This window comes from Enterobacteriaceae endosymbiont of Donacia marginata, assembly GCF_012567685.1.
Taxonomy (GTDB): Bacteria; Pseudomonadota; Gammaproteobacteria; order Enterobacterales; family Enterobacteriaceae.
Map to the genome: position 1 here is coordinate 151556 of NZ_CP046184.1, position 22654 is coordinate 174209.

A 22654-nucleotide genomic window follows, 5' to 3' on the forward strand; every position below is an offset into this window, starting at 1 on the left:
TTTTATTATATATAGGATATTTTTTTATTATGGATAAAATATATAATCCAAAAAATTTTGAAAAAAAAATTTATAATTATTGGGAAAATAATAATTTTTTAAAAAATAAATTAAATAATTCAAAAAAATGTTTTTCTATTATGGTTCCCCCACCTAATATTACAGGTTGTTTACATATAGGACATGCATTACAATATACACTGATTGATATTTTAATACGTTATCATCGTATGTTAGGAAAAAATATATTATGTCAAGTTGGAATAGATCATGCAGGTATTGCTACACAAAATTTAATAGAACAAAAAATTTTTAATGAAACAGGAAAAACAAAGAATAATTATAGTAAAAAATTTTTTTTAAATCATATTTGGAAATGGAAAGATAAGTATTGTAATATTATTTATAATCAAATGAAAAGTTTAGGTTTATCTACAGAATGGGAAAAAGTAAGATTTACAATGGATAATAAATTTACAAAATCTGTAAGAGATATTTTTATTATTCTTTATAATCAAGGATTAATTTATAAAAAAAAAAGATTAATACATTGGGATTTTAAACTTAAAACTGTTATTTCTGATTTAGAAGTTGAATATAAAAAAAAAAAAACAAATATATGGTATTTAAGATATCTTTTTCAAGATGGGATAACAACTTTAGATAATAAAAATTATTTAACTGTAGCTACCACTAGACCAGAAACATTATTAGCAGATAGTGCAATTGCTATTAATCCATTAGATAAAAGATATACTACCTTAGTAGGTAAAATGGTAATAATACCTATTATTAATCGTCAAATTCCTATTATAGCTGATAATTACGCTAAAATCACTAAGGGGACAGGATGTGTTAAAATTAGCCCAGCTCATGATTTTAATGATTATCAAGTTGCAATAAAACATAATTTACCTTTAATTAAGATTTTTGATTTAAATGGTAATATTTTAGAAAAATGTGAAATTTTAAATAATGAACAACAAAAAATAAAATTAAATGATAATATTCCAAAAGATTTACAAAAAATAAATTTTTTAAAAGCAAGAAAAATAATCATAAAAAAAATAAAACAAAACAATTTATTAGATAAATATAAAACAAAAATTAGATTAATACCATTTAGTATGCGTAGTAATACTACTATTATCCCTATGTTAACAAATCAATGGTATTTAAATACCAGAATTTTATCTAAAAATGCAATAAATGCTGTAAAAAATAATAAAATTATATTTTTTCCTAAAAAATATAAAAATATGTTTTATTCTTGGATGAATAATATTCAGGATTGGTGTATATCAAGACAATTATGGTGGGGTCATAGAATTCCAGTTTGGTATGATATAAAAAATAATATTTATGTAGGAAAAAACGAAAAAGAAATAAAAAAAAAATATAATTTAAATAAAAATATTATTTTAAAACAAGATTCTGATGTTTTAGATACATGGTTTTCTTCTAGTTTATGGACTTTTATTACTTTGGATTGGCCGAATAATAAAAATTTTTATTTATTCCATCCTACTAATGTTATTATAAGTGGTTTTGACATTATTTTTTTTTGGATATCTAAAATGATCATGATGACAATGCATTTTGTTAAAAATAAAGATAATACTCCTCAAGTACCTTTTAAAAATATTTTAATGACAGGATTAATTAGAGACAATAAAGGAAATAAAATGTCTAAATCAAGAGGTAATGTTATTAATCCTATAGATTTTATTGAAGGTATTAATTCTATAAATTTTGAAAAAAATAATAATTTTAAAAAAAATAATAAAATTTATGGAGCAGATGCATTAAGATTTACATTAGCCGCTTTATCATCTACAGGTCGTGATATATATTGGGATATGACTAGATTAGAAGGTTATCGTAATTTTTGTAATAAAATTTGGAATGCAAGTATTTTTATTTTAAAAAATATAAAATATGAATTTATTAATAAAAAAAGAGATCTATCTCTAATAGATCAATGGATCTGGTCTGAATATTATTTAATTGTAAAATATTATACCAAAGCATTAGATGAATATCGTTTTGATTATGCTGCTAATATTTTATATAATTTTATATGGAATAAATTTTGTGATTGGTATTTAGAATATAGTAAAATAATTTTCAGAGAAAAAAATCAATTAAAATATATTGGTACACATTATACATTATATAATCTTTTTGAATCTTTATTAAGACTAGCTCATCCTATAATACCATTTATTACAGAAGTAATATGGCAAAAGATAATTAAAAATAAAAAAAATTTATTGAAAACTAGTATCATGATACAATCTTTTCCTCAAGTTAATAACTTAGAAATAAATAAAAAAACTATAAGTATTTTTAATACATTTATACATTTAATTACGATTATTCGTAATCATAAAATAGAAATGAATATAAATAATAATATAAAAATTAATTTATATATAAAAAATATAAATAATGAGTTTAATCATTTTTTAAAAATTAATATAAATATTTTAAAAAAATTTGTAAATCTTAATGAAATTTTTTTTCTTAAGAAAAAAAATCATTTCCCAAAAGAAACATTAATAAATAAAATTAATAATATTGAATTTGGAATTCCATTAAATAATAAAATTATTGATCAGAAAAATTTATTAAATCAAATTAATAAAAAATTAAATAATAATGAAAAAATAATAAATTTTTTAATAAAAAATACAAAAAATAAAAATTTTTTATCTAAAGCACCTAAAAATATTATTTTAAAAAATTTCGAAAAATTAAAAAATTGTAAAATTTTAAAAAAAGAATTATTACAAAAAATTTTTTTAATAAAAAATTTATAATATTTATTATTTTTACAATTTTTTTAAATTAGTTATGAATAAGGATTATTATTATGAATCAATTTTATAATAAACATTTTTTAAAATTATCAGATTTTTCAAAAGAAAATATTTATGAATTAATTAAAATTTCAGAAAAATTAAAAAATAATAAAAAAAATTTTAAAGAAAAAAAAAAATTAATTAATAAAAATATTATTCTTATTTTTGAAAAAAATTCAACAAGAACTAGATGTTCTTTTGAAATAGCTTGTTTCGATCAGGGAGCACATATTACTTATTTAAATATAAAAGACAGTCATATTGGTAATAAAGAATCATTAAAAGATTCAGCTCGAATTTTAAGTAATATGTATCAGGGAATAGGGTATAGAGGAAAATATCAAAAAAATATTGAAAATTTAGCTAAATATTCAACAATTCCTATATGGAATGGATTAACTAATGAATTTCATCCTACTCAAATATTAGCAGATTTATTAACTATTAAAGAAAATATAAAAAATAAAAAAATAGATCAAATTAAATTATCTTATATAGGAGATATAAATAATAATATATCCTTTAGCTTAATAGAGGCATCTATTATTATAGGCTTTGAATTATGTTTAATTTCTCCCCAAAAAATTAAATCAAATAATAATTTTTATATAAATAATATAATAGAAAAAATGAAAAATAGTAATAATATTCATATTACTAATAATATAGATATAGGTATAAAAGGTACAGATTTTATTTATACAGATATTTGGGTATCTATGGGAGAAAAAATATCTTTACAATTATGGGAAAAAAAAATAAAAAAATTATATACTTATCAAGTTAATAAATTATTATTAAAAAAAAGTCAAAATAAAAATATTAAAGTTATGCATTGTTTACCTTCATTACATTTATATAATCATTATAAAAATCTATTTACTAACGAAATTATTTCAAAATATAATTTATATAACGGATTAGAAATAACTGATGAAATTTTTGAATCTAATAATAGTATTATATTTCAACAAGCAGAAAATAAAATTCATGCTATTAAAGCAATAATGATGGCTTCTTTATTAAAAGAATAATATTAAAATATTTCTAATAATTTTTATAAAAAATAAAAAAATATTAATAATAAATTTTGAATAAAATTTTTTCATTAAAAAATTAGTTATACAGAGTATAATTAATAAATTAATATTAGAGATTAAAAAAATATTTTAAATATTAGAATATATAAAATATATAATTAAGAATTAGAAATATTATTTTTTAATTAATATATATATAATATAATCATTTTTAAAATTTAAATAAAATTAATATTTATTTTATAAAATATATTTTAAAAAAATAAAGAACTTAATAATTTAAAATCATATAAAATTTTCTTATCTTATAAAAATAAGAAAATTAAAATTAAAGTTTGGATAATTAAAAAATAAATAATTTAAATATATTTATAAGGTTTGATAAAAATGTTTTCATTTTTTAGATTAGTATTTATTATTTTTATATTATTATTACCAATTACAAAAAAATATTTAAATAATAAAAAATATTATCAAAATACTATTTTTTTTTATAACTGGACAGAGTATGTCCCTCAAGAAATTTTAAATCAATTTACAAAAGAAACAGGTATTAAAATTATTTATTCTACATATGAATCTAATGAAAGTATGTATGCTAAATTAAAAACTTATAAAAAACAACCATATGATTTAGTTGTTCCTTCTACTTATTTTGTAGTAAAAATGAAAAATGAAGGGATGATCCAAAAAATAGAAAAAAAAAAAATACCAAATTTTTCTAATTTAGATCGTAAATTTTTAAATAAATCTTTTGACTTAAATAATGAATATTCTATTCCATATATGTGGGGTGCAACAGCGATAGGAATTAATATAAATGTCATAAATCCTAAATCTATTAATAGTTGGAAAGATTTATGGGATCCTAAATATTATAAATCTATTTCTTTAATAGATGATGCTAAAGAAATATTTCAAATGTCATTAATAAAATTAGGTTATCCCGCTAATACAAATAATATTAATTATATAAAAAAATCTTTTATAGAATTAAAAAAATTAATGCCTAACATTATTTCATTTAACTCTGATAATCCAGGATATCCTTTTATCGAAGGTTCAGTAAATATAGGTATGATTTGGAATGGATCTGCTTATCTTATTCAAAAATTAGGCATTCCTATAAAATTTATTTGGCCTAAAGAAGGAGGTATTTTTTGGATGGATAGCTTTGTTATTCCTAAAAATGCAAAAAATATCAAAGGTGCATTAAAATTAATTAATTTTTTATTAAGACCTGATATTGCAGCAAAAATAGCTAAAAAAACAGGTTTTTCTACCCCAAATTTAAAAGCAAAAAAATTATTACCTTTAGATATGATAAATAATGATATCTTGTATCCTAATGATGATATTATTAATAAAGGTATATGGCAAAATTATGTTGATGATAATATAAGTAAAAAATATGAAACAGATTTTCAAAAATTAAAAAATTTATAATTTTAAATATAAAATTTTAAAATAATTGATATTATTTATTAATAAAATTAATTTAAATATATGAAATATAATTTCCTTGACATGTATATATTATTTTAATTATAATAATAATTATAAATAAATCCTCTGTAGTTCAGTTGGTAGAACGGCGGACTGTTAATCCGTATGTCACTGGTTCGAACCCAGTCAGGGGAGAAAATTATAAAAATTTTTTATCATAAAATATATTTTTATATTTTTTATATTTAAATTATTTAATAAATATTTTATTATAGGATATATAATATGGTAATAAAATTAAAATATTTACTTAATAAAAAAATTATAAGTGAATTATTATCTATTCAGGATATAATACGTTGGATTGTCAGTTGTTTTAGTATTTCTAATTTATGGTATGGTCATGGTAGTGATAATGTATGGGATGAAGCTATAAACTTAGTTTTACCATTATTAGGATTACCTCCTTATCTATGGAAAGAAATTTATAAATCTAGATTATTAGTTAAAGAACGTGAACTAATTTATAAATTAGTTTATAAACGTATAAAAAAAAAAATCCCGGTAGTCTATTTAACAAAAAAAGCTTGGTTTTGTGGACATGAATTATATATAGATAATAGAGTATTAATACCTAGATCTCCAATTGCTGAATTAATTAATAATAGATTTAAATCAGTTATCTTTTCTAATAAACAACCTAAATTTATATTAGATTTATGTACTGGAAGTGGTTGTATAGCTATTGCATGTTCATATTTATTCCCTAATGCACATATAGATGCAGTAGATATTTCTTTAGAAGCTATTAATGTCGCAGAATATAATATTCAATTACATGGATTAGAAAACCGTATTACCCCAATATGTAGTAATTTATTTAATAAATTAACAAAATCTACTTATGACTTAATTATAACTAATCCTCCATATGTAGATAAAAAAGAAAAAAAATACTTACCAAAAGAATATTTATATGAACCTAAAATAGGTTTATTTGCTAAAAATAATGGTATGGAAATTATTGATAAAATAATATCTCAAGCACCTCTTTATCTTAAAAGAGATGGTATTTTAATTTGTGAAGTAGGAAATAAAATGTTAAATGTTATAGAAAAATATCCTAACATATGTTTTCAATGGCTTGATATAAAAAATGGAGGTATAGGGATATTTAAAATAGAAAATATATAATATTATATTTAATAAATAATTTTTATAAATTTAGGAGAAATAATTATGTCAGGTAATAGTATTGGTAAACTATTTAAAGTTACTACTTTCGGAGAATCACATGGAAAATCTTTAGGATGTATCATAGATGGTGTTCCTCCAAAAATTCCTTTAAAAACACAAGATATACAAAAAGATCTAGATAGAAGAAAACCAGGACAATCAAAATATACTTCTCCTCGTAAAGAATTAGATCAAATACAAATTTTATCAGGTATATTTAATAATTTTACTACAGGAACAAGTATTGGATTATTAATTAATAATATGGATGTACGATCTAAAGATTATAATAATATTAAAAATATTTTTCGTCCTGGACATGCTGATTATACTTATGCAAAAAAATATGGGATTAGAGATTACAAAGGTGGAGGACGTTCATCAGCTAGAGAAACAACTATGCGTGTTGCTGCAGGAGCTATTGCTAAAAAATATTTATTAATAAAATATAATTTAAAAATTAGAGGATATTTATCTCAAATAGGAGATATAATTTGTAATTTTGATAATTGGGCTGAAGTTAATAAAAATCCTTTTTTTTGTCCAAATAAATATCAAATAAAGGACTTACAAAATATGATAAATATTTTAAAAAAAACTGGTAATTCTATAGGAGCTAAAATTACTATTATTGCAGAAAATGTACCTATAGGATTAGGAGAACCTGTATTTGATAAATTAGATGCTGAATTAGCTCATGCTATTATGAGTATAAATGCAGTAAAAGGTATTGAAATAGGCGATGGTTTTAATTCGATAAATAAACTAGGAAGTAATTATAGAGATGAAATGGACAAAAATGGATTTAAAAGTAATAATTCTGGTGGAATTTTAGGTGGAATTAGTACAGGACAAAATATAATTTTAAATTTTGTAGTTAAACCAACTTCTAGTATTGCTATACCAGGAAAAACAATTAACTCTGTAGGTGAAGAAATAACTTGTATTACACAAGGACGCCATGATCCTTGTGTAGGAATTAGAGCTGTTCCAATAGGAGAAGCAATGGTTGCTATTATTTTAATGGACCATTTATTACGTTATCGTGCACAATGTATTGATATTATTAAATAAAAAATATAATATATTATAATTTTTTTAATATAATTCATTTATATTATTTGATAAATAATTAATAATACCTTGAGAATTAGGAGTTATACTTTTTTTACCTTTTTCCCATTGTGCAGGACATACATCACCATATTTTTCATTATGTTTTAAAGCATCAATTATACGAATTATTTCATTTATATTTCTTCCAAATTGAAGATCATTAATTAATTGATGTCTTATAATCCCTTTTTTATCTATTAAAAATAATGCTCTTAATGCTATACCTAATTGAGGATGTTCAATTCCGTAAGATTTCTGTATATTTTTTGTAATATCAGATATCATTATAAATTTAATATGTCCTATACCCCCTTTATTAATAGGAGTATTACGCCAAGCTTGATGCACAAATTGGGAATCACATGATATACCTAATATTCTAACATTTCTTTTATAAAAACTATTATAATGTTGATTTAAAGATATAATTTCTGTTGGACAAACAAATGTAAAATCTAAAGGCCAAAAAAATAATATAGTTATTTTATTTTTTGAATATTCATATAAATTAAAATTATCTATAATTGATCCATCAGGAAGAACTGCTGAAGTAGTAAAATCTGGAGCTTTTTTAGTTACTAATATCATATTTAGTCTCTTATTTATATTTAAAATAAAATTATTATATATATTTTTTTATATAAAATTATTTATTATATATATTAATATATATAATAAATATAAAAAAATATATATAATAATTTTATTATTTATATTTTTCTAAAATTATTATTTTTTATAAAATTTTTTATTAAAATTTATATATTTTTAATTCTATATACAGAAAAATTTTTATTTTTAGATAAAATATAAATTTTTAATGAAAAATTATTAAAAATTTTTTTATATGATATAAAATTATTTGTAACAAATAATAATTCTCCTTTATAATTTATATTTTTTTTAAAATTATTTATCATTTGATAAATAAAATCTAATGAAAAAGATAAATTTTTATGAATAGGAGGATTAGATATAATAAAATCAAATTTTTCTTGAATATTAGAATAAATATTACTAGGAAATACATTAATATTTTTTATTATATTTTTATTAAATGTTTTTATAGTTGAATAAATTGCTTTTGCATCTACATCAATAGCATATATTAAATGTTTTTTTTTTAAACTTTTTTGTATAGCAGTAGAAATAATTCCAGATCCACAACCTAGATCTAATATTTTACCTTTTATAAAAATACAATCATTAATTGTAGAAATCAATAATTGACTCCCATTATCAATTTTTTTACCTCCAAATACTCCAGGTAAACTATATATTCGATAATTATCATAATAATAATAATTCCAATAATTATTTATATTAAAATAAACATTTTTTGTTAAAATTCCATGAAAAACAACATGTTTTCTTACATTAAAAATTTTTTGTAAATTTAAAATTTCTAATTCTTTTATATTATTAATTTTTTTAATACCACAATTATTAGAACCAATAATAAATATCTCTACTCTTAGAGAGAGTAAAGATAAAATATTATTTAATATAAATAATGATTCTTTTTTATCTTTTAACCAAAAAAATATTAAAACATCAAAATTATAATTTTTATATTTATTATCCATTAAACCATAATATAAATAATTATTATTTATTTTTTTTTTTAACCAAATATAATAATTATAATTATGAGTATTTATAAAACTTTTAAAAGTATTCAAATAAATAGGTATTTTATCATTAATATTTCCAGCAAAAATAACTTTTTTATTTAAAAATTTATTTTTAAATAAACTTAAAAAATATTTATTTATTGGTGATAAATTATACATTATTATTAAATATTACAATTTACATTGTAAAATTGTTTTTTTTCCCATGAATAAATTGTTAATTTTTTACCCCAACAACATCCAGTATCTAATCCTATTATATTCTTTTGAGTATATTGTCCTCCTTGTAAATCAGACCAATGTCCAAAAAATATTGTATATTGTTTATATAAAATATTTGGAATCCAAAACCATGGTTTTAATATTTTAGACTGGATATCATTAGGTGCTTTTTTAGTTAACATTTCTAATGTACCATCTAAATAGCAATATCTCATTTTTGTTAATCCATTAATAATATAATTAAAACGTTTAAAACCTATTAATGTATTGTTTTTCCAATCATTTATTTGATATTTTTCATTATTTATGTAATCTAAAAAAAAACTATTATTTTTACTTGAAATAATATTTTTTGCTTCATTAGCAGCAGATAATATAATCTCTATATTATTCCATTGAGGAGGAATACCTGCATGTGACATTAAAATTTTTTTTTTTTTATCATATTGTATTAAAGGTTGATATTTTAACCAAGTATTTATAATAAATATTATTTTTTTATTTTTTAATAAATTTAAAGTTTTTGTATCATTAATATTATTATTTTTCTGATTTAATATAAGAAATATTAAATATAAATCGTGATTTCCTAAAACTAATTTTATAGATTTTTGAATAGAATATAAAAAATATAAAACTTTTATAGAATCTGGACCTCTTGCTATAAGATCTCCTGTAATCCATAATTTATCATTTTTATAATCAAAATTAATTTTTCTTAATAAGGAAATAAATTCATTATAATGTCCATGAATATCTCCAATAAAATAAGTAGTCATATTTTTTTATAAATTAATTATATTAGTGAATATAGGTTTTAATTGCTAAACGGAAAATAGGTATTTCTACATGATAAACATGATTATTTTCATCTATCATTATATAATGTCCTTCTATAATCCCAACAGGGGTTTCTAAAATAGTAATATTAGTATAATGAAAATTATTTCCTGGTTTAATATATGGTTTTTTACTTATTATTCCCTCACCATATATTTGATTTTTTTTACCATTACCATTAGTTATACTCCAATAACGACTAATTAATTGTAAAATTTTTTTTCCTAGATTATGAATAGTAATTGTATAAGTAAAAACATAACGATTAACTGTAGGTATTGATTGTGATTTTATATAAATACTATTTGTTTTTATATAAACTTGAGATAATAATGATTTCATAAAATTATAACCTTTTATTAAATTCCAACCAATTAGCTAATTGACAATATTCTGATATTGAAACATCTTCAGCACGAATTTTATAATCAATACCTAAATAATTTAATTCTTCTATAGAAAATAAATTTATTAAACTATTTCGTAAAATTTTTCTTCTCATACTAAAAGCTTGTTTAATAATTTTTTTTAAAAAAAAAATATTATTTAAATTATAAGGATTATTAATATAAGGTCTTAAAAAAACCATATTAGAAATAATTTTAGGTTTAGGAAAAAAAGCATTTGCTTTAATTTCTATTAAAGATTTTATTTTACAAAATAATTGAGCTATTATACTTAAACATCCATAATTTTTACCTCCAGGATAAGCAATTAAACGATTTACAACTTCTTTTTGCATAATAAAATTCATATCTTTAATATTATTTAAATATTTAAATAAATAAAAAATTATTGTAATAGAAATATTATACGGTAAACTACCAAATATACGTATTCTTTTTTTATATTTTTGAGTTAAAATTAAAAAATTAAAATTTAAAATATTATTTAATAATATATTAATATTTGAATTTATTAAAATTTTATTTTTTTTTAAAATATTAAAAAAATTTTTATCTATTTCAATAATAGAGAGATTTTTATTATATTTTATCATTGGTATAGTTAATGCTCCTAAACCAGGACCTATTTCTAACATTATTTGATAATATTTTGGATTAATAAAAGAAATAATTTGTTGAATAATTTTTTCATTAACTAATATATGTTGGCCATATTTTTTTTTAAAAATAATTTTCATATTATTATATATATAATATTTTTTATAAAAAATTGATATATTATATATATTATAATTAAATTAATATACAAATAATATTTTTGTTATTAATTAAAAATTTTTACATATATTTTTTTAGCATATGTAAAAATAAAAAGATTAGCTTCTCTTTCTATATTTTCTTGTAAAATAATTTCATATGCTTTTTTCCTTAAAAATAATTTATTATTTTTATCTAATAACTGGATTATAAAAGCTCCATCTGATTCTTGAATAGGTAAACTAAATTCATTAATTTTTAATTTTGTTATAATTTTTTTAAATTTTGAAGAAAAATTATTTAATAATATCCAGTTTTTATTATTTTTAAATCTAATTGATAATACATCATCGGAAAATAATTCAATTGCTTTTTGAAAAGTTATTCTCTTTTTTAAAAGATTAAAATATATATCTTTAATTTTTTTATTAAAATCTTTATTACTTAAATTTTTTTTTTTTATATAAATAAATCTTAATAATACTTTTTCATTATCTATATTATTTTTTATAAAAATATTATTTATTTTTAAAATAAATAATTTTGAATTTAAATATATTGGACCAATTATATCATTTTTTTTAGCATTATCTAAATAATTAATAACATTTTTTAATAATTGATTTTCTTTTTTATTTTTTAAATTTTTTTTTTTTATCTGAAAATAAGAAATAAATGTTTTTTCATTATAATTTTTTAAATTGTTCTTTAATTTTTTATTTTTTAATAACAATATTAATTGTTTTAATAAATAAATTTTATGATTAAATTTATTTTTTAAAGAATCTTTATTAATTAAAAAATAAAATAGTGTAATATTATATGTTTTATGTGTTTTTTCTTTTAAATATAATCTATTACTTAATGAATCAAGTTCTTCATCATAAATATTAAAATTTTCTAATAAAAATTTATTTTTTAATACATTAATTAATATAATATTTTTAAAAATTTTATAAAATTTTTTATAATTAATATTTTTCAATAAAAAATTTTTTTTTAATAAGTTTTCATCAATATTATTTGATTGATATATATTTAAAATAATATTATCAAAATCATCTTCTGATAAAAAAAAATTATTATTTTTTATAATGTTTAAAAAAATAAAATATTCTATTACATCTTTAGTATTTTTAATATCTAAAAATGAATATAATATTGGATATTTACTATTATAAATTTTTTTTGTAATAGATAAAATTTCATCTATTTTATTTTTTAAAATTACATCATCATTTATAATTATTTTTATATTATTAATATTTTTCATTGACATACATTGAGAAATATTGAATAAACAAAAATATAATATTATGATATAAATTATTTTTTTAATTATCATTTTAATCCTATTAATAATTAAATTTATTATTATTTATTATAATAAATAATTATTATAATAATATTTAATTATTGTAAATTAGTATAATTATTAATTATTATAGATAATTAAATTATAATTTAATATATTTATTGGAGAATATATGTTTTCTTATTTACAATTATTATTCTTTTTAATAAATTTAATTATTAATTATTATATAAGTTTTAATTTATTAAATATTATAATATTAATATTAATAAGTTATTTAATTAATAAAATAACTAAATTTTATAATAAAAAATATAACTATTATTACAAAAATAATATACAGAAATTATTTCTTCAAATTAATTTTGAAGTTATGGGTTATATAAGTAAATCAAAAGGGTTTATTAGTAAAAATGATATAAATTTTACTATTAAATTAATTAAAAAAATGAATTTAAATAATGTAGAAATAAATTTTGTAAAGAAAGCATTTAATAATGGTAAAAAAAAAAATTATCCTTTAATTTATAAATTAAATAATTTAAATTATTTAATTTATAATAATAGAAATTTAATAAATAAGTTTTTAGAAACACAAATTGAATTATCTTTTATAAATAATTTTTTAAATAATAAAAATAAAAAAATATTAAATATTATTTTTCAAGAATTAAATATATCATTTATTGATTTATTTTTTATAATAAAAAAATTAAAATATAATAATAAATTTATTAATGAAAAAGATTTATTTGATAATTATTATGATCAAAATCAAAAAAAAACAAAATATTATTATAATAATTATGAATTTTACTATGAAAAAAATAATTTTAACAATAAAAATAATAATTTTAACAATAAAAATAATTATGAGTCAGAATTAGATAAAGCTTATAAATTATTAGGAATTAATTATAATGATAATTTATTAACTATAAAAAGAGCATATCATAAACTAATTAGTAAATATCATCCAGATAAATTAATATCTAAAGGATATTCATCTAAACAATTAGAAATAGCAAAAATTAAAACACAAAATATACATAAAGCATATGATATAATAAAAAAACATATTACATAAATAAAATTTTATTTTTTTTCAATTATAACTATTGCACAAGTATATTTTTTCTCATCAGATAATGAAATATGAATTTTATATTTATAAACTGTATTTTTTAAAAATTTTAACGCTTGATTATAAAGTTTTAATTTTGGTTTCCCAGTTAAATAATGAGATAATTCTATTTGATTAAAAAAGATACCATTACTAAAACCAGTATTTAACGCTTTTACAGTTGCTTCTTTTACTGAAAAATATTTTGCTAAAATTTTAATTTTATTATTATTTTTTTTATATACATCTAATTCATATTTAGTGAGTATTTTATGCGCAAAACGTTTCCCAAAACGTATAAAAATTTTTTTAATTCTATTTATTTCTACTATATCGATACCTATTCCAAAAATTTTCATTTTATGTTTTAAATTTAAATAAATTTTTTATAAATTAATTATTGTATTTTTATCCATAAATTTAAATTTATTTTTTTTTTAAAAAATTTTTCTATTTTTTTTTCAGATCTATATTTAATTAATTTTATTATTATAGAATTTTTACCTATTATTATTTTTCTCTGATGTATATTTTTTATTAAAAATAAAACATTTATTTTATCTGGTAATATTTTTAATTTTTTAAGATAATTTATTTTAATATTTATTAAATAGGGTAATTCTTTATGAATATATTTTATTATACTTTCTCTTATAATTTCTTTAAAAATAAATTTTTCTGTTTGATTAGTAATATAATTTTGAGGATAATTATGTTTTTTTTTAGGTAATTTTTTACAAATAATATTATTAATGTCATTAGTATATAATTTATATTTAGCTGAAATCATAAATAAATAAATAAATTTAATTTTTTTTTTAAGAAAATTAATATAAGGTAATAAAATACTTTTATTATTAATTTTGTCAATTTTATTAATAATTAAAATTACTGGTATATTTATTTTATTAAAAATTTTTACAAATTTTTTTTCTATATAATTCCATCTATTTCGATCCAAAATAAAAAAAATATAATTATATTTATTATGTTTTAATGAATTTAAAATTTTGTTATTATAAAATATATTTCCTGGAGTATCAATATATTCTATTTGATAAGAATTTTTATTATATACTCCTATAATACTATAATTAGTAGTATTAATTTTATGAGAAATTATCGATATTTTTTTACCTACTAAAGTATTTAATAAAGTAGATTTTCCTGAATTAGATCTTCCTAAAATTAAAATACTACCATAATATGAAGATATTGTTTTCACATAAATTACCTTTGTTATAAAAAAATAAATCATTCAAGACCAAGCTTTTTTAAAGCTTTTTCTGCTGCTGATTGTTCAGCTTTACGACGACTTGAGCCTATTCCTATTATTATTGCTGATATTCCACTAATTTTACATTGTATTGTAAATTTTTGATTATGTACTTCCCCATTTATTTGTATTATGAAATAATAAGGTAAAGGAAGATGTGATCTTTGTAGATATTCCTGTAATCGTGTTTTTGGATCTTTTTGATTATTTCCAGGTAATATTTTTTTTAATCTAAATTGATACCAAAGTAAAATAATCTTCTCTACAACTTTTATATTACTATCTAAACAAATACTACCAATTAAAGCTTCCATTGTATCAGCAAGAATAGATTCTCTATTATATCCCCCATTTTTAAATTCTCCTGGACCTAAAAATAAATATTCACCTAGATTAAACTCTCTTGCAATACTTGCTAATGTATTACCTCTAACTAGAGAAGCACGCATACGGCTCATATTTCCTTCATTTACACTAGGAAATTTATTATATAATGCTTTAGCTATTATATAGCTTAATATAGAATCTCCTAAAAATTCTAATCTTTCATTATGTTTACTACTTGCACTTCTATGTGTTAAAGCTTGATATAATAAATCTTGATGAATAAAAATATAACCTAATCTTTTTTGTAATTGATTAATCATAATAAAATTCACATAATTATATTCTAATTTATTATATAAAATAAGTATTTATTTTGAATAAATTAATTAACTTTATGTATTCGATTAAATCTAATTTTAAAAAACCATGAATTTGATTTCTTTTGAACATTTAACCAAATTAATATAGCTTTTCCTAATAAATATTTTTTATGAACAAGTCCCCAATATCTACTATCAAAACTATCATCACGGTTATCACCCATAACAAAATAATAATTTTTTGGAATTATCCAAGTATATAATGGAACATTTTTTTGTTTATATATATTTAATGTTTCATTTTCTAGTTCAGGCATAAATAAAATTTTATGTGATAATTTATCTATATATTCTGTGTATTGGAATAATCTTAATCCACCTAAAATATAATATTCTTTCGAATTTTTAAAAATTTTAATGAATTTACTTTTTTTTAATTTTTTATATTTAAAAATATTTTTTTGAAAATTTTTACTTTTTAAAAGTATTATTTGTTTATTTTTAAAATCATAAACAATAGTATCTCCTGGTAATCCAATAATTCTTTTAATATAATTTATTTTTATATTTTTAGGATATTTAAAAACTACTATATCTCCTCTTTTAGGTATTGTATTTTTAAAAATAATTTTATTATTTAAAGGATTTTTAATTCCATAAATAAATTTATTTACTAAAATGAAATCACCTTCTAATAAGGTAGGCATCATTGAATTTGATGGAATATAAAAAGGTTCATATATAAATGAACGAATTATAAAAACTAATAATATTATAGGTAATAAAAACCCTATTTGTTTTATCCAATATTTTTTTTTTAACATATATTTTATATAGTGAAAGTTAAATATATTATTTTTTATATAAATAAAATAATTTAAGTTTTTATTTAATAAGTAATTATATACTTTATATTAAAAATTATTAAAAATAATTATATATATTACTATTTATAGTATATTTTATAAATAAATTATTTATTTATCTTCAACATAGCCAAAAAAACTGAAGTTGGTAATTTTATATTACCAATCTTTTTCATTCTTTTTTTTCCTTCTTTTTGTTTTTGAATCAATTTTTTTTTTCTACTAACATCTCCTCCATAACATTTTGCAATAACATTTTTTCGTAATTGTTTAATATTTGTACTAGAAATAATTTTTTTTCCAATTATAGCTTGAATTGTAATATCAAATTGTTGTCTAGGAATCAATGTTTTAATTTTTTCTACTAAAATACGACTATAAGAATAAATTTTCTTTTTATAAGTAATTGTTGTTAATGCATCAACATTTTTTTTATTAATAAGAATGTTAATACAAATTAAATCAGATTTTTTAAATTTTATAAAATTATAATCTAAAGATCCATATCCTTTTGTAATAGATTTTAATTTATCAAAAAAATTTATAATTACTTCAAGCATAGGTATTTCATAAATTAATATTACTTGATTACCATGATATATTATATCTTTTTGTATTCCATTTTTAGTTATACATAATTGAATAATTTTTCCTATATATTTAATTGGAGAGATAATTTTACATTTTAAAATAGGTTCTCTTATTTCTTTTATTAAAAAAGATGGGGGGAATTTAGATGGATTATCTATATATAAAATATCTTTATTAATTGTGATTACCTCATATTTAACAGAAGGCATAGTAGTTATAATATTGATATTATATTCGTTTAATAAACGTTGCTGTATAATTTCCATATGTAATAAACCTAAAAAACCACATCTATATCCATAACCTAATATTTCTGAATTTTCTGGTTCAAAAAATAAAGCCGAATCATTTAAACTTAATTTTTTTAGTGCATTACTAAAAATTTTATATTCATCTGATATTATTGGAAATAGACCAGCAAAAACTTTAGGAACACTTTTTTTAAATCCAGGTAAAAGTATAGTTGATGGTTTGATATATGATGTTATAGTAGCCCCTACTGGCACTTCACTTATATTTTTTATACCTAAAACTATCCAACCAACATCACCACATTTTAATATATTTAAATTTATTTTTTTAGGAGTAAAAATACCTATTTTTTCAACAACATATTTTTTTTTTGTATTCAAAACAATTATTTTCATTCCTTTAGAGATTTGACCATTTTTAATACAAATTAAAACTATAACTCCTAAATAATTATCAAACCACGAATCTATAATAAGAGCTTGTAATGAATGATTAATATTTCCTTTTGGATAAGGAATATTTTTAACTAAATCTTCTATTATTTCTTGGATGCCTAATCCAGTTTTAGCTGAACATTTAAGAATTTCTTTAGATTTAATACCTATTATATCTTGAATATCTTTTTGAATTTTTTTAATATTTACAGTTAATAAATCAATTTTATTAATAACTGGTAATACTTTTAATCCCATTTTAAGAGCAGTATTATAATTAGATAAAGTTTGAGCTTCAATTCCTTGTGATGCATCTATTAATAATAATGCTCCTTCACATGCAGATAGAGATCTAGAAACTTCGTAAGAAAAATCTACATGACCTGGAGTATCAATAAAATTTAATTTATAAAAATTATTATTTTTTGCTTTATAATTTAAAGAAACACTTTGTGCTTTTATTGTAATGCCTCTTTCTCTTTCTAAGTCCATAGTATCTAACACTTGTGATGTCATTTCTCTATGAGATAATCCACCACAAAGTTCAATTAATCTATCTGCAAATGTTGATTTACCATGATCAATATGAGCAATAATTGAAAAATTTCTTATATTTTTCATAAAATAATATTTTTAACCCTATAAATATAAAAAAAATTTTTAATAAAATATATTATTCATTATAATTAATACCTCTTTGTATAAGTATAGAATTAATATTTAATTCTTTACCTCTAAATTTTTTAAATAAAACAAGAGGATCTTGAGAACTACCTAAAGATAGAAGATTATTTAAAAATTTTCTACCAATAATTTGATTAAATAGTCCATATTTTTTAAAATACAAAAAAGAATCTGCAGCTAGTTGTTCTGCCCATAAATAACTATAATATCCTGCTGCATATTCTCCACCAAATATATGATTAAATACATTAGTATATTTATACCAAACAGGCATAGGAGAAATAGTTATTAAATTTTTTCTTATTTCTTGAATTAAATCTGATATCTGTTTTTTTTTATTTAAATTAAATTCATCATGTATTCTTATATCAAATAAACTTAATTCTATCTGACGCATAAGTAATAAAGCAGCATTATATTTTTTAGATTTGATTAGTTTATGAATTATATTTTCTGGAAGATTATTTTTTTTTTTATAATGTTGAGAAATTAGTTGTAAAGATCTAGCTTCCCAACACCAATATTCCATAAATTGACTAGGAAATTCTACAATATCTAAAGGTATTCCATTAATTCCTGAAATATTAGATATATTTATTTGAGAAGTAATATGATGTAAAGCATGTCCAAATTCATGAAATAAAGTTAAAACTTCATCATGATTAAGTAAAAAAAATTTGTTATAAGATGGAGTAAAATTACAATTAACATAAGCAATTGGATATTGAATTATTCCATTTTCTTTTAAAATTCTTGTTTGACATATATCCATCCAAGCGCCACTACGTTTTTCTGGCCGAATATATAAATCAAAATAAATACTTCCATAAAATTTATCTTTTGAATTAAAAACATCAAAAAACAGAACATCTTTATGCCAAACTGATACTTTTCTTTGTTTAAAGATTAAACCATATATTTTATTAATAATATTAAACATACCTTTCATTACAATATTAATTGGGAAATAATCACGAATAATATTATCATCAATTCCATATAAATAAAATTTATATTTTTCTGAAAAAAATGCTATATCCCATGGATTAATTTTTACTAAATTATATTTTTTTTTAATAAAATTTTTTAAATTTAAAACTTCTTTTTCTGCTTGTTTTTTAGATAATTTTATTAATTTATATAAAAAAGATAAAACTTTATCAACTTTCTTAGCAGATTTCATTACTAATGATTGTTCAGAATAAGAATTATATCCTAATAATTTAGATAATTTTACACGTAATGATAGTTCTTTTATTATAATAGGTTCATTATTAAATTTAGATTTATTCTGATCTAAATCAGATGCTCTTGTATTATACATATAATATATTTTTTTTCTTAATATATTATTTTTACAAAATGTTATTATGGATGAATAAATAGGAAAATCAAAAGTGATTAAATATCCTTTTTTATTTTTTAAAATAGCATTTTTATGCATAATATTCATTATATGATTAGGAATACCATTTAATTCTTTTTTATCTAAGATATGTTTTTCTAATCTTTTAGTACTATCAAAAATATTATTATTAAAAATATTTTGTAATTCTAATAAATATGTAACATATTTTACATATTTCTTTTTTTTTTCTTGAGATAATAAAATTCCTGAAAATTTAAAATCACATATTATCTTATTAAGTGACTCAATTTTAAATTTATTAAAATTTAAATTTTCTTGATTATTTTGTAATTTTATATAAGCATTATATAAATTTATATTTTGTGTAATCCATATATGATAATTAGTTATCATTTTAATAATAATTTCATAATTTTTCCTGATTTTATTATTATTACATACATAGTATAAATGATTTATAGGAGAAAAAATACGATATAAATTTTCATCTAATTCTAATATTTTTTGACAAAAATTTTCCCAGTTATAATTATGTTTATATTTATTTAAAATTTGATTAATTTTATTTTTAGAATTTTTAATTGTGATTTCTATTGCAGGAATCATACAATCATTAGTTATTTTATTAAAAGGCGGTATTAGGAAATCAGATAATAAAGGATTACTCATAGTAAATTTCCAATTTATATGTAAATATGATTAAAATATTTATAAAATAAATAAGTATATTTTATAAAATTAATTTTTAAGCTTAAAAATAAAATTTTGTCTCATTATTTCGAATAAACAAATTCCTGTTGCTACAGAAACATTTAAAGAATTTAAATTATTAAACATAGGTATAGAAATTAATAAATCACATTTTTTTTTAATAGTAGTTTTAATACCTTTATCTTCAGATCCAATAATTAAACATATAGGATATTTTAGTTTATTATTATAAATAATACTATTTTTTTTATTATTATCAGCTCCAATTATTTTAATTTTATAATATTTTAAAAGATCAATAGTATTTTTTAAATTTTTTACGAAAATAATAGGTATATCTTCTGATGTTCCACAAGATATTTTTTTTACTATAGCATTTATTTTAACAGAATTTTTTTTAGGTAAAATGATCATACTAACATTAAATGCAACAGCATTTCTTATGCATGCGCCTAAATTATGAGTATCTGTGATACTATCTAAAATAAGAATAAATATTCTTTTTGATATATTAATAATTTTTATTATATCTTTCTCAGTTAAAGATTTTGATATATTTATTACAGCCATAATTCCTTGATGAATACTATTATTAGTTTTTTTATTAAGCCATTTTTTATTTACTTTATGTATATTAATGTTATATTTATTTATATAATAAAATAATTCCTTAATTTTATTAGATTTTTTTTTACTATCTAAAATAAATATTTCTTTTAAAGAAAGAGGATTTTTTTTTAAAAGACTAATAACAGAATGTATACCAAAAATAATATCTTTCATTTTATTTAATAATTATTTTAATAAATTAAATTTATTATAAAATAAAAGCATAAATTTTAATTTATTTTTTTAAAATTATTTAAAATTTATTAATTTAATTTTTCTTTTATAAATTTTATAATAAAATCATAAGCTTTATAAATATTATTACTATCAAACCAATATATATTTTTCCAATAACGTAACCAAGTTAATTGTTTCTTTGCTAAATGACGTGTACTAATAGTAGTTTTTTGTATCATTTCTTGATAAGAAATTTTATCTAAAATATATAAAAACATCTGTTTATATCCAATACAACGTATTGCAGGAAAATCAAATTTTAGATATTTATTTTTAATAAGATATCTTACTTCTTTTTCAAAACCTGATTCTAACATTTTAAAAATTCTATTTTCTATATTTTTATATAAAATCTTTCTATTATAATAAGTTAATCCAAATTGATATATTTTATAAGGAATTTTAATACCTATATTTTTTTGTAATTCACTTAATGGTTTCCCAGTTAAAAAAAATATTTCTAAAGCTCGTAAATTTCTTTGTATATCATTACAATGAATTTTATTTGCAGATATAATATCAACTGTTTTTAACATATCATGATATGATTTATATAATTTATTTTTTATTTGATTAGTAATTATTTTACGTATTTTTAAATTAGATGCAGGTAATAAAGGAGAAATAGTATTAATTAATTTATTATAATAAAACATATTTCCTCCTACTAAAAATGGGATTTTACCTCTTTTAACTATTTCATTCATAATGTTTAAAACATCATTATAAAATTCCATAACAGAATATAATTGATAAGGTTCTTTAATATCAATTAACCAATGTTTTTCATAAAAAAAATCATTTTTTTTTGGTTTATCAGTTCCTATATCTAATTTTTTATAAATTAAAGATGAATCTACACTAATTAATTCAATAGGTAAAATTTTTGCTAATCTAGTTGCTAAATAAGTTTTTTGAGATGCTGTAGTTCCCATTAAAAAAATAACTATTGGTAATTTTTTATTTTTTTTATTCATGT

Annotated in this window: 20 protein-coding genes and 1 tRNA gene; 7 read left to right on the forward strand and 14 right to left on the reverse strand. The window is 18.0% G+C overall.

Annotated elements, in window-relative coordinates; all coding sequences use genetic code 11:
- The first annotated feature begins 29 nt into the window (after positions 1 to 29).
- The 6 genes from GJU04_RS00750 (at position 30) to aroC (ending at position 7660) form a co-directional block, all read left to right on the forward strand.
- Positions 30 to 2822 (forward strand): valine--tRNA ligase, encoded by a 2793-nt coding sequence (locus tag GJU04_RS00750; protein WP_168893003.1) that lies wholly within the window; start codon positions 30 to 32, stop codon positions 2820 to 2822.
- 53 nt (positions 2823 to 2875) lie between these two features.
- Entirely contained in the window at positions 2876 to 3898 is a 1023-nt protein-coding gene (gene argF, locus GJU04_RS00755; protein WP_168893004.1) for an ornithine carbamoyltransferase, read from the forward strand.
- A 393-nt stretch (positions 3899 to 4291) separates the two neighbouring features.
- Positions 4292 to 5350: an extracellular solute-binding protein gene (locus GJU04_RS00760; protein WP_168893005.1), complete on the forward strand. Its 1059-nt coding sequence runs from the start codon at positions 4292 to 4294 to the stop codon at positions 5348 to 5350.
- 122 nt (positions 5351 to 5472) lie between these two features.
- Positions 5473 to 5545 (forward strand) — tRNA-Asn (locus GJU04_RS00765).
- 90 nt (positions 5546 to 5635) lie between these two features.
- A complete protein-coding gene (gene prmB / locus GJU04_RS00770) occupies positions 5636 to 6544 on the forward strand; it encodes a 50S ribosomal protein L3 N(5)-glutamine methyltransferase (RefSeq protein ID WP_168893006.1) in 909 nt (302 codons plus the stop codon).
- A gap of 45 nt (positions 6545 to 6589) precedes the next feature.
- Positions 6590 to 7660 carry a chorismate synthase gene (aroC, locus tag GJU04_RS00775; RefSeq protein ID WP_168893007.1) on the forward strand — a complete coding sequence of 357 codons (1071 nt, stop codon included), beginning with the start codon at positions 6590 to 6592 and terminating at the stop codon, positions 7658 to 7660.
- 24 nt (positions 7661 to 7684) lie between these two features.
- Here the strand turns inward: aroC and GJU04_RS00780 are convergent, their stop codons facing one another.
- The 6 genes from GJU04_RS00780 to GJU04_RS00805 all read right to left on the reverse strand — a co-directional run bounded on the left by GJU04_RS00780 (position 7685) and on the right by GJU04_RS00805 (position 12906).
- Entirely contained in the window at positions 7685 to 8290 is a 606-nt protein-coding gene (locus GJU04_RS00780) for a redoxin domain-containing protein (RefSeq protein WP_168893008.1), read from the reverse strand.
- 170 nt (positions 8291 to 8460) lie between these two features.
- The gene (locus GJU04_RS00785) at positions 8461 to 9495 is read right to left on the reverse strand and encodes a methyltransferase (protein WP_168893009.1); all 1035 of its coding nucleotides are present in this window, start codon (positions 9493 to 9495) and stop codon (positions 8461 to 8463) included.
- 5 nt (positions 9496 to 9500) lie between these two features.
- Complete coding sequence (locus GJU04_RS00790; protein ID WP_168893010.1) at positions 9501 to 10337, reverse strand: symmetrical bis(5'-nucleosyl)-tetraphosphatase; 837 nt, start codon at positions 10335 to 10337, stop codon at positions 9501 to 9503.
- Between the two features lie 22 nt (positions 10338 to 10359).
- Positions 10360 to 10740 (reverse strand): Co2+/Mg2+ efflux protein ApaG, encoded by a 381-nt coding sequence (apaG, locus tag GJU04_RS00795; protein WP_168893011.1) that lies wholly within the window; start codon positions 10738 to 10740, stop codon positions 10360 to 10362.
- Between the two features lie 4 nt (positions 10741 to 10744).
- The gene (gene rsmA / locus GJU04_RS00800; protein WP_168893012.1) at positions 10745 to 11542 is read right to left on the reverse strand and encodes a 16S rRNA (adenine(1518)-N(6)/adenine(1519)-N(6))-dimethyltransferase RsmA; all 798 of its coding nucleotides are present in this window, start codon (positions 11540 to 11542) and stop codon (positions 10745 to 10747) included.
- Between the two features lie 86 nt (positions 11543 to 11628).
- On the reverse strand, positions 11629 to 12906 hold the full coding sequence (locus tag GJU04_RS00805) for a peptidylprolyl isomerase (protein ID WP_168893013.1): 1278 nt from the start codon (positions 12904 to 12906) through the stop codon (positions 11629 to 11631).
- A 142-nt stretch (positions 12907 to 13048) separates the two neighbouring features.
- Between GJU04_RS00805 and djlA the strand changes: the two genes are divergently transcribed.
- A complete protein-coding gene (gene djlA, locus GJU04_RS00810; RefSeq protein WP_168893014.1) occupies positions 13049 to 13963 on the forward strand; it encodes a co-chaperone DjlA in 915 nt (304 codons plus the stop codon).
- Positions 13964 to 13971: 8 nt separating this feature from the next.
- Here the strand turns inward: djlA and acpS are convergent, their stop codons facing one another.
- From acpS to miaA, 8 genes are all read right to left on the reverse strand, one after another.
- Complete coding sequence (gene acpS, locus GJU04_RS00815; protein WP_168893015.1) at positions 13972 to 14358, reverse strand: holo-ACP synthase; 387 nt, start codon at positions 14356 to 14358, stop codon at positions 13972 to 13974.
- A 38-nt stretch (positions 14359 to 14396) separates the two neighbouring features.
- Complete coding sequence (gene era / locus GJU04_RS00820) at positions 14397 to 15224, reverse strand: GTPase Era (protein ID WP_168893016.1); 828 nt, start codon at positions 15222 to 15224, stop codon at positions 14397 to 14399.
- A 29-nt stretch (positions 15225 to 15253) separates the two neighbouring features.
- Positions 15254 to 15934, reverse strand: coding sequence for a ribonuclease III (gene rnc, locus GJU04_RS00825; RefSeq protein ID WP_168893017.1), 681 nt, complete (start codon positions 15932 to 15934; stop codon positions 15254 to 15256).
- Between the two features lie 50 nt (positions 15935 to 15984).
- On the reverse strand, positions 15985 to 16746 hold the full coding sequence (lepB, locus tag GJU04_RS00830; protein ID WP_168893018.1) for a signal peptidase I: 762 nt from the start codon (positions 16744 to 16746) through the stop codon (positions 15985 to 15987).
- 149 nt (positions 16747 to 16895) lie between these two features.
- Positions 16896 to 18686: a translation elongation factor 4 gene (lepA, locus tag GJU04_RS00835; RefSeq protein ID WP_168893019.1), complete on the reverse strand. Its 1791-nt coding sequence runs from the start codon at positions 18684 to 18686 to the stop codon at positions 16896 to 16898.
- Positions 18687 to 18738: 52 nt separating this feature from the next.
- Entirely contained in the window at positions 18739 to 20787 is a 2049-nt protein-coding gene (locus tag GJU04_RS00840) for a M3 family metallopeptidase (protein WP_168893020.1), read from the reverse strand.
- A 69-nt stretch (positions 20788 to 20856) separates the two neighbouring features.
- On the reverse strand, positions 20857 to 21612 hold the full coding sequence (gene rlmB / locus GJU04_RS00845; RefSeq protein WP_168893021.1) for a 23S rRNA (guanosine(2251)-2'-O)-methyltransferase RlmB: 756 nt from the start codon (positions 21610 to 21612) through the stop codon (positions 20857 to 20859).
- Positions 21613 to 21701: 89 nt separating this feature from the next.
- The gene (gene miaA / locus GJU04_RS00850; protein WP_168893022.1) at positions 21702 to 22652 is read right to left on the reverse strand and encodes a tRNA (adenosine(37)-N6)-dimethylallyltransferase MiaA; all 951 of its coding nucleotides are present in this window, start codon (positions 22650 to 22652) and stop codon (positions 21702 to 21704) included.
- Between the last annotated feature and the right edge of the window lie 2 nt (positions 22653 to 22654).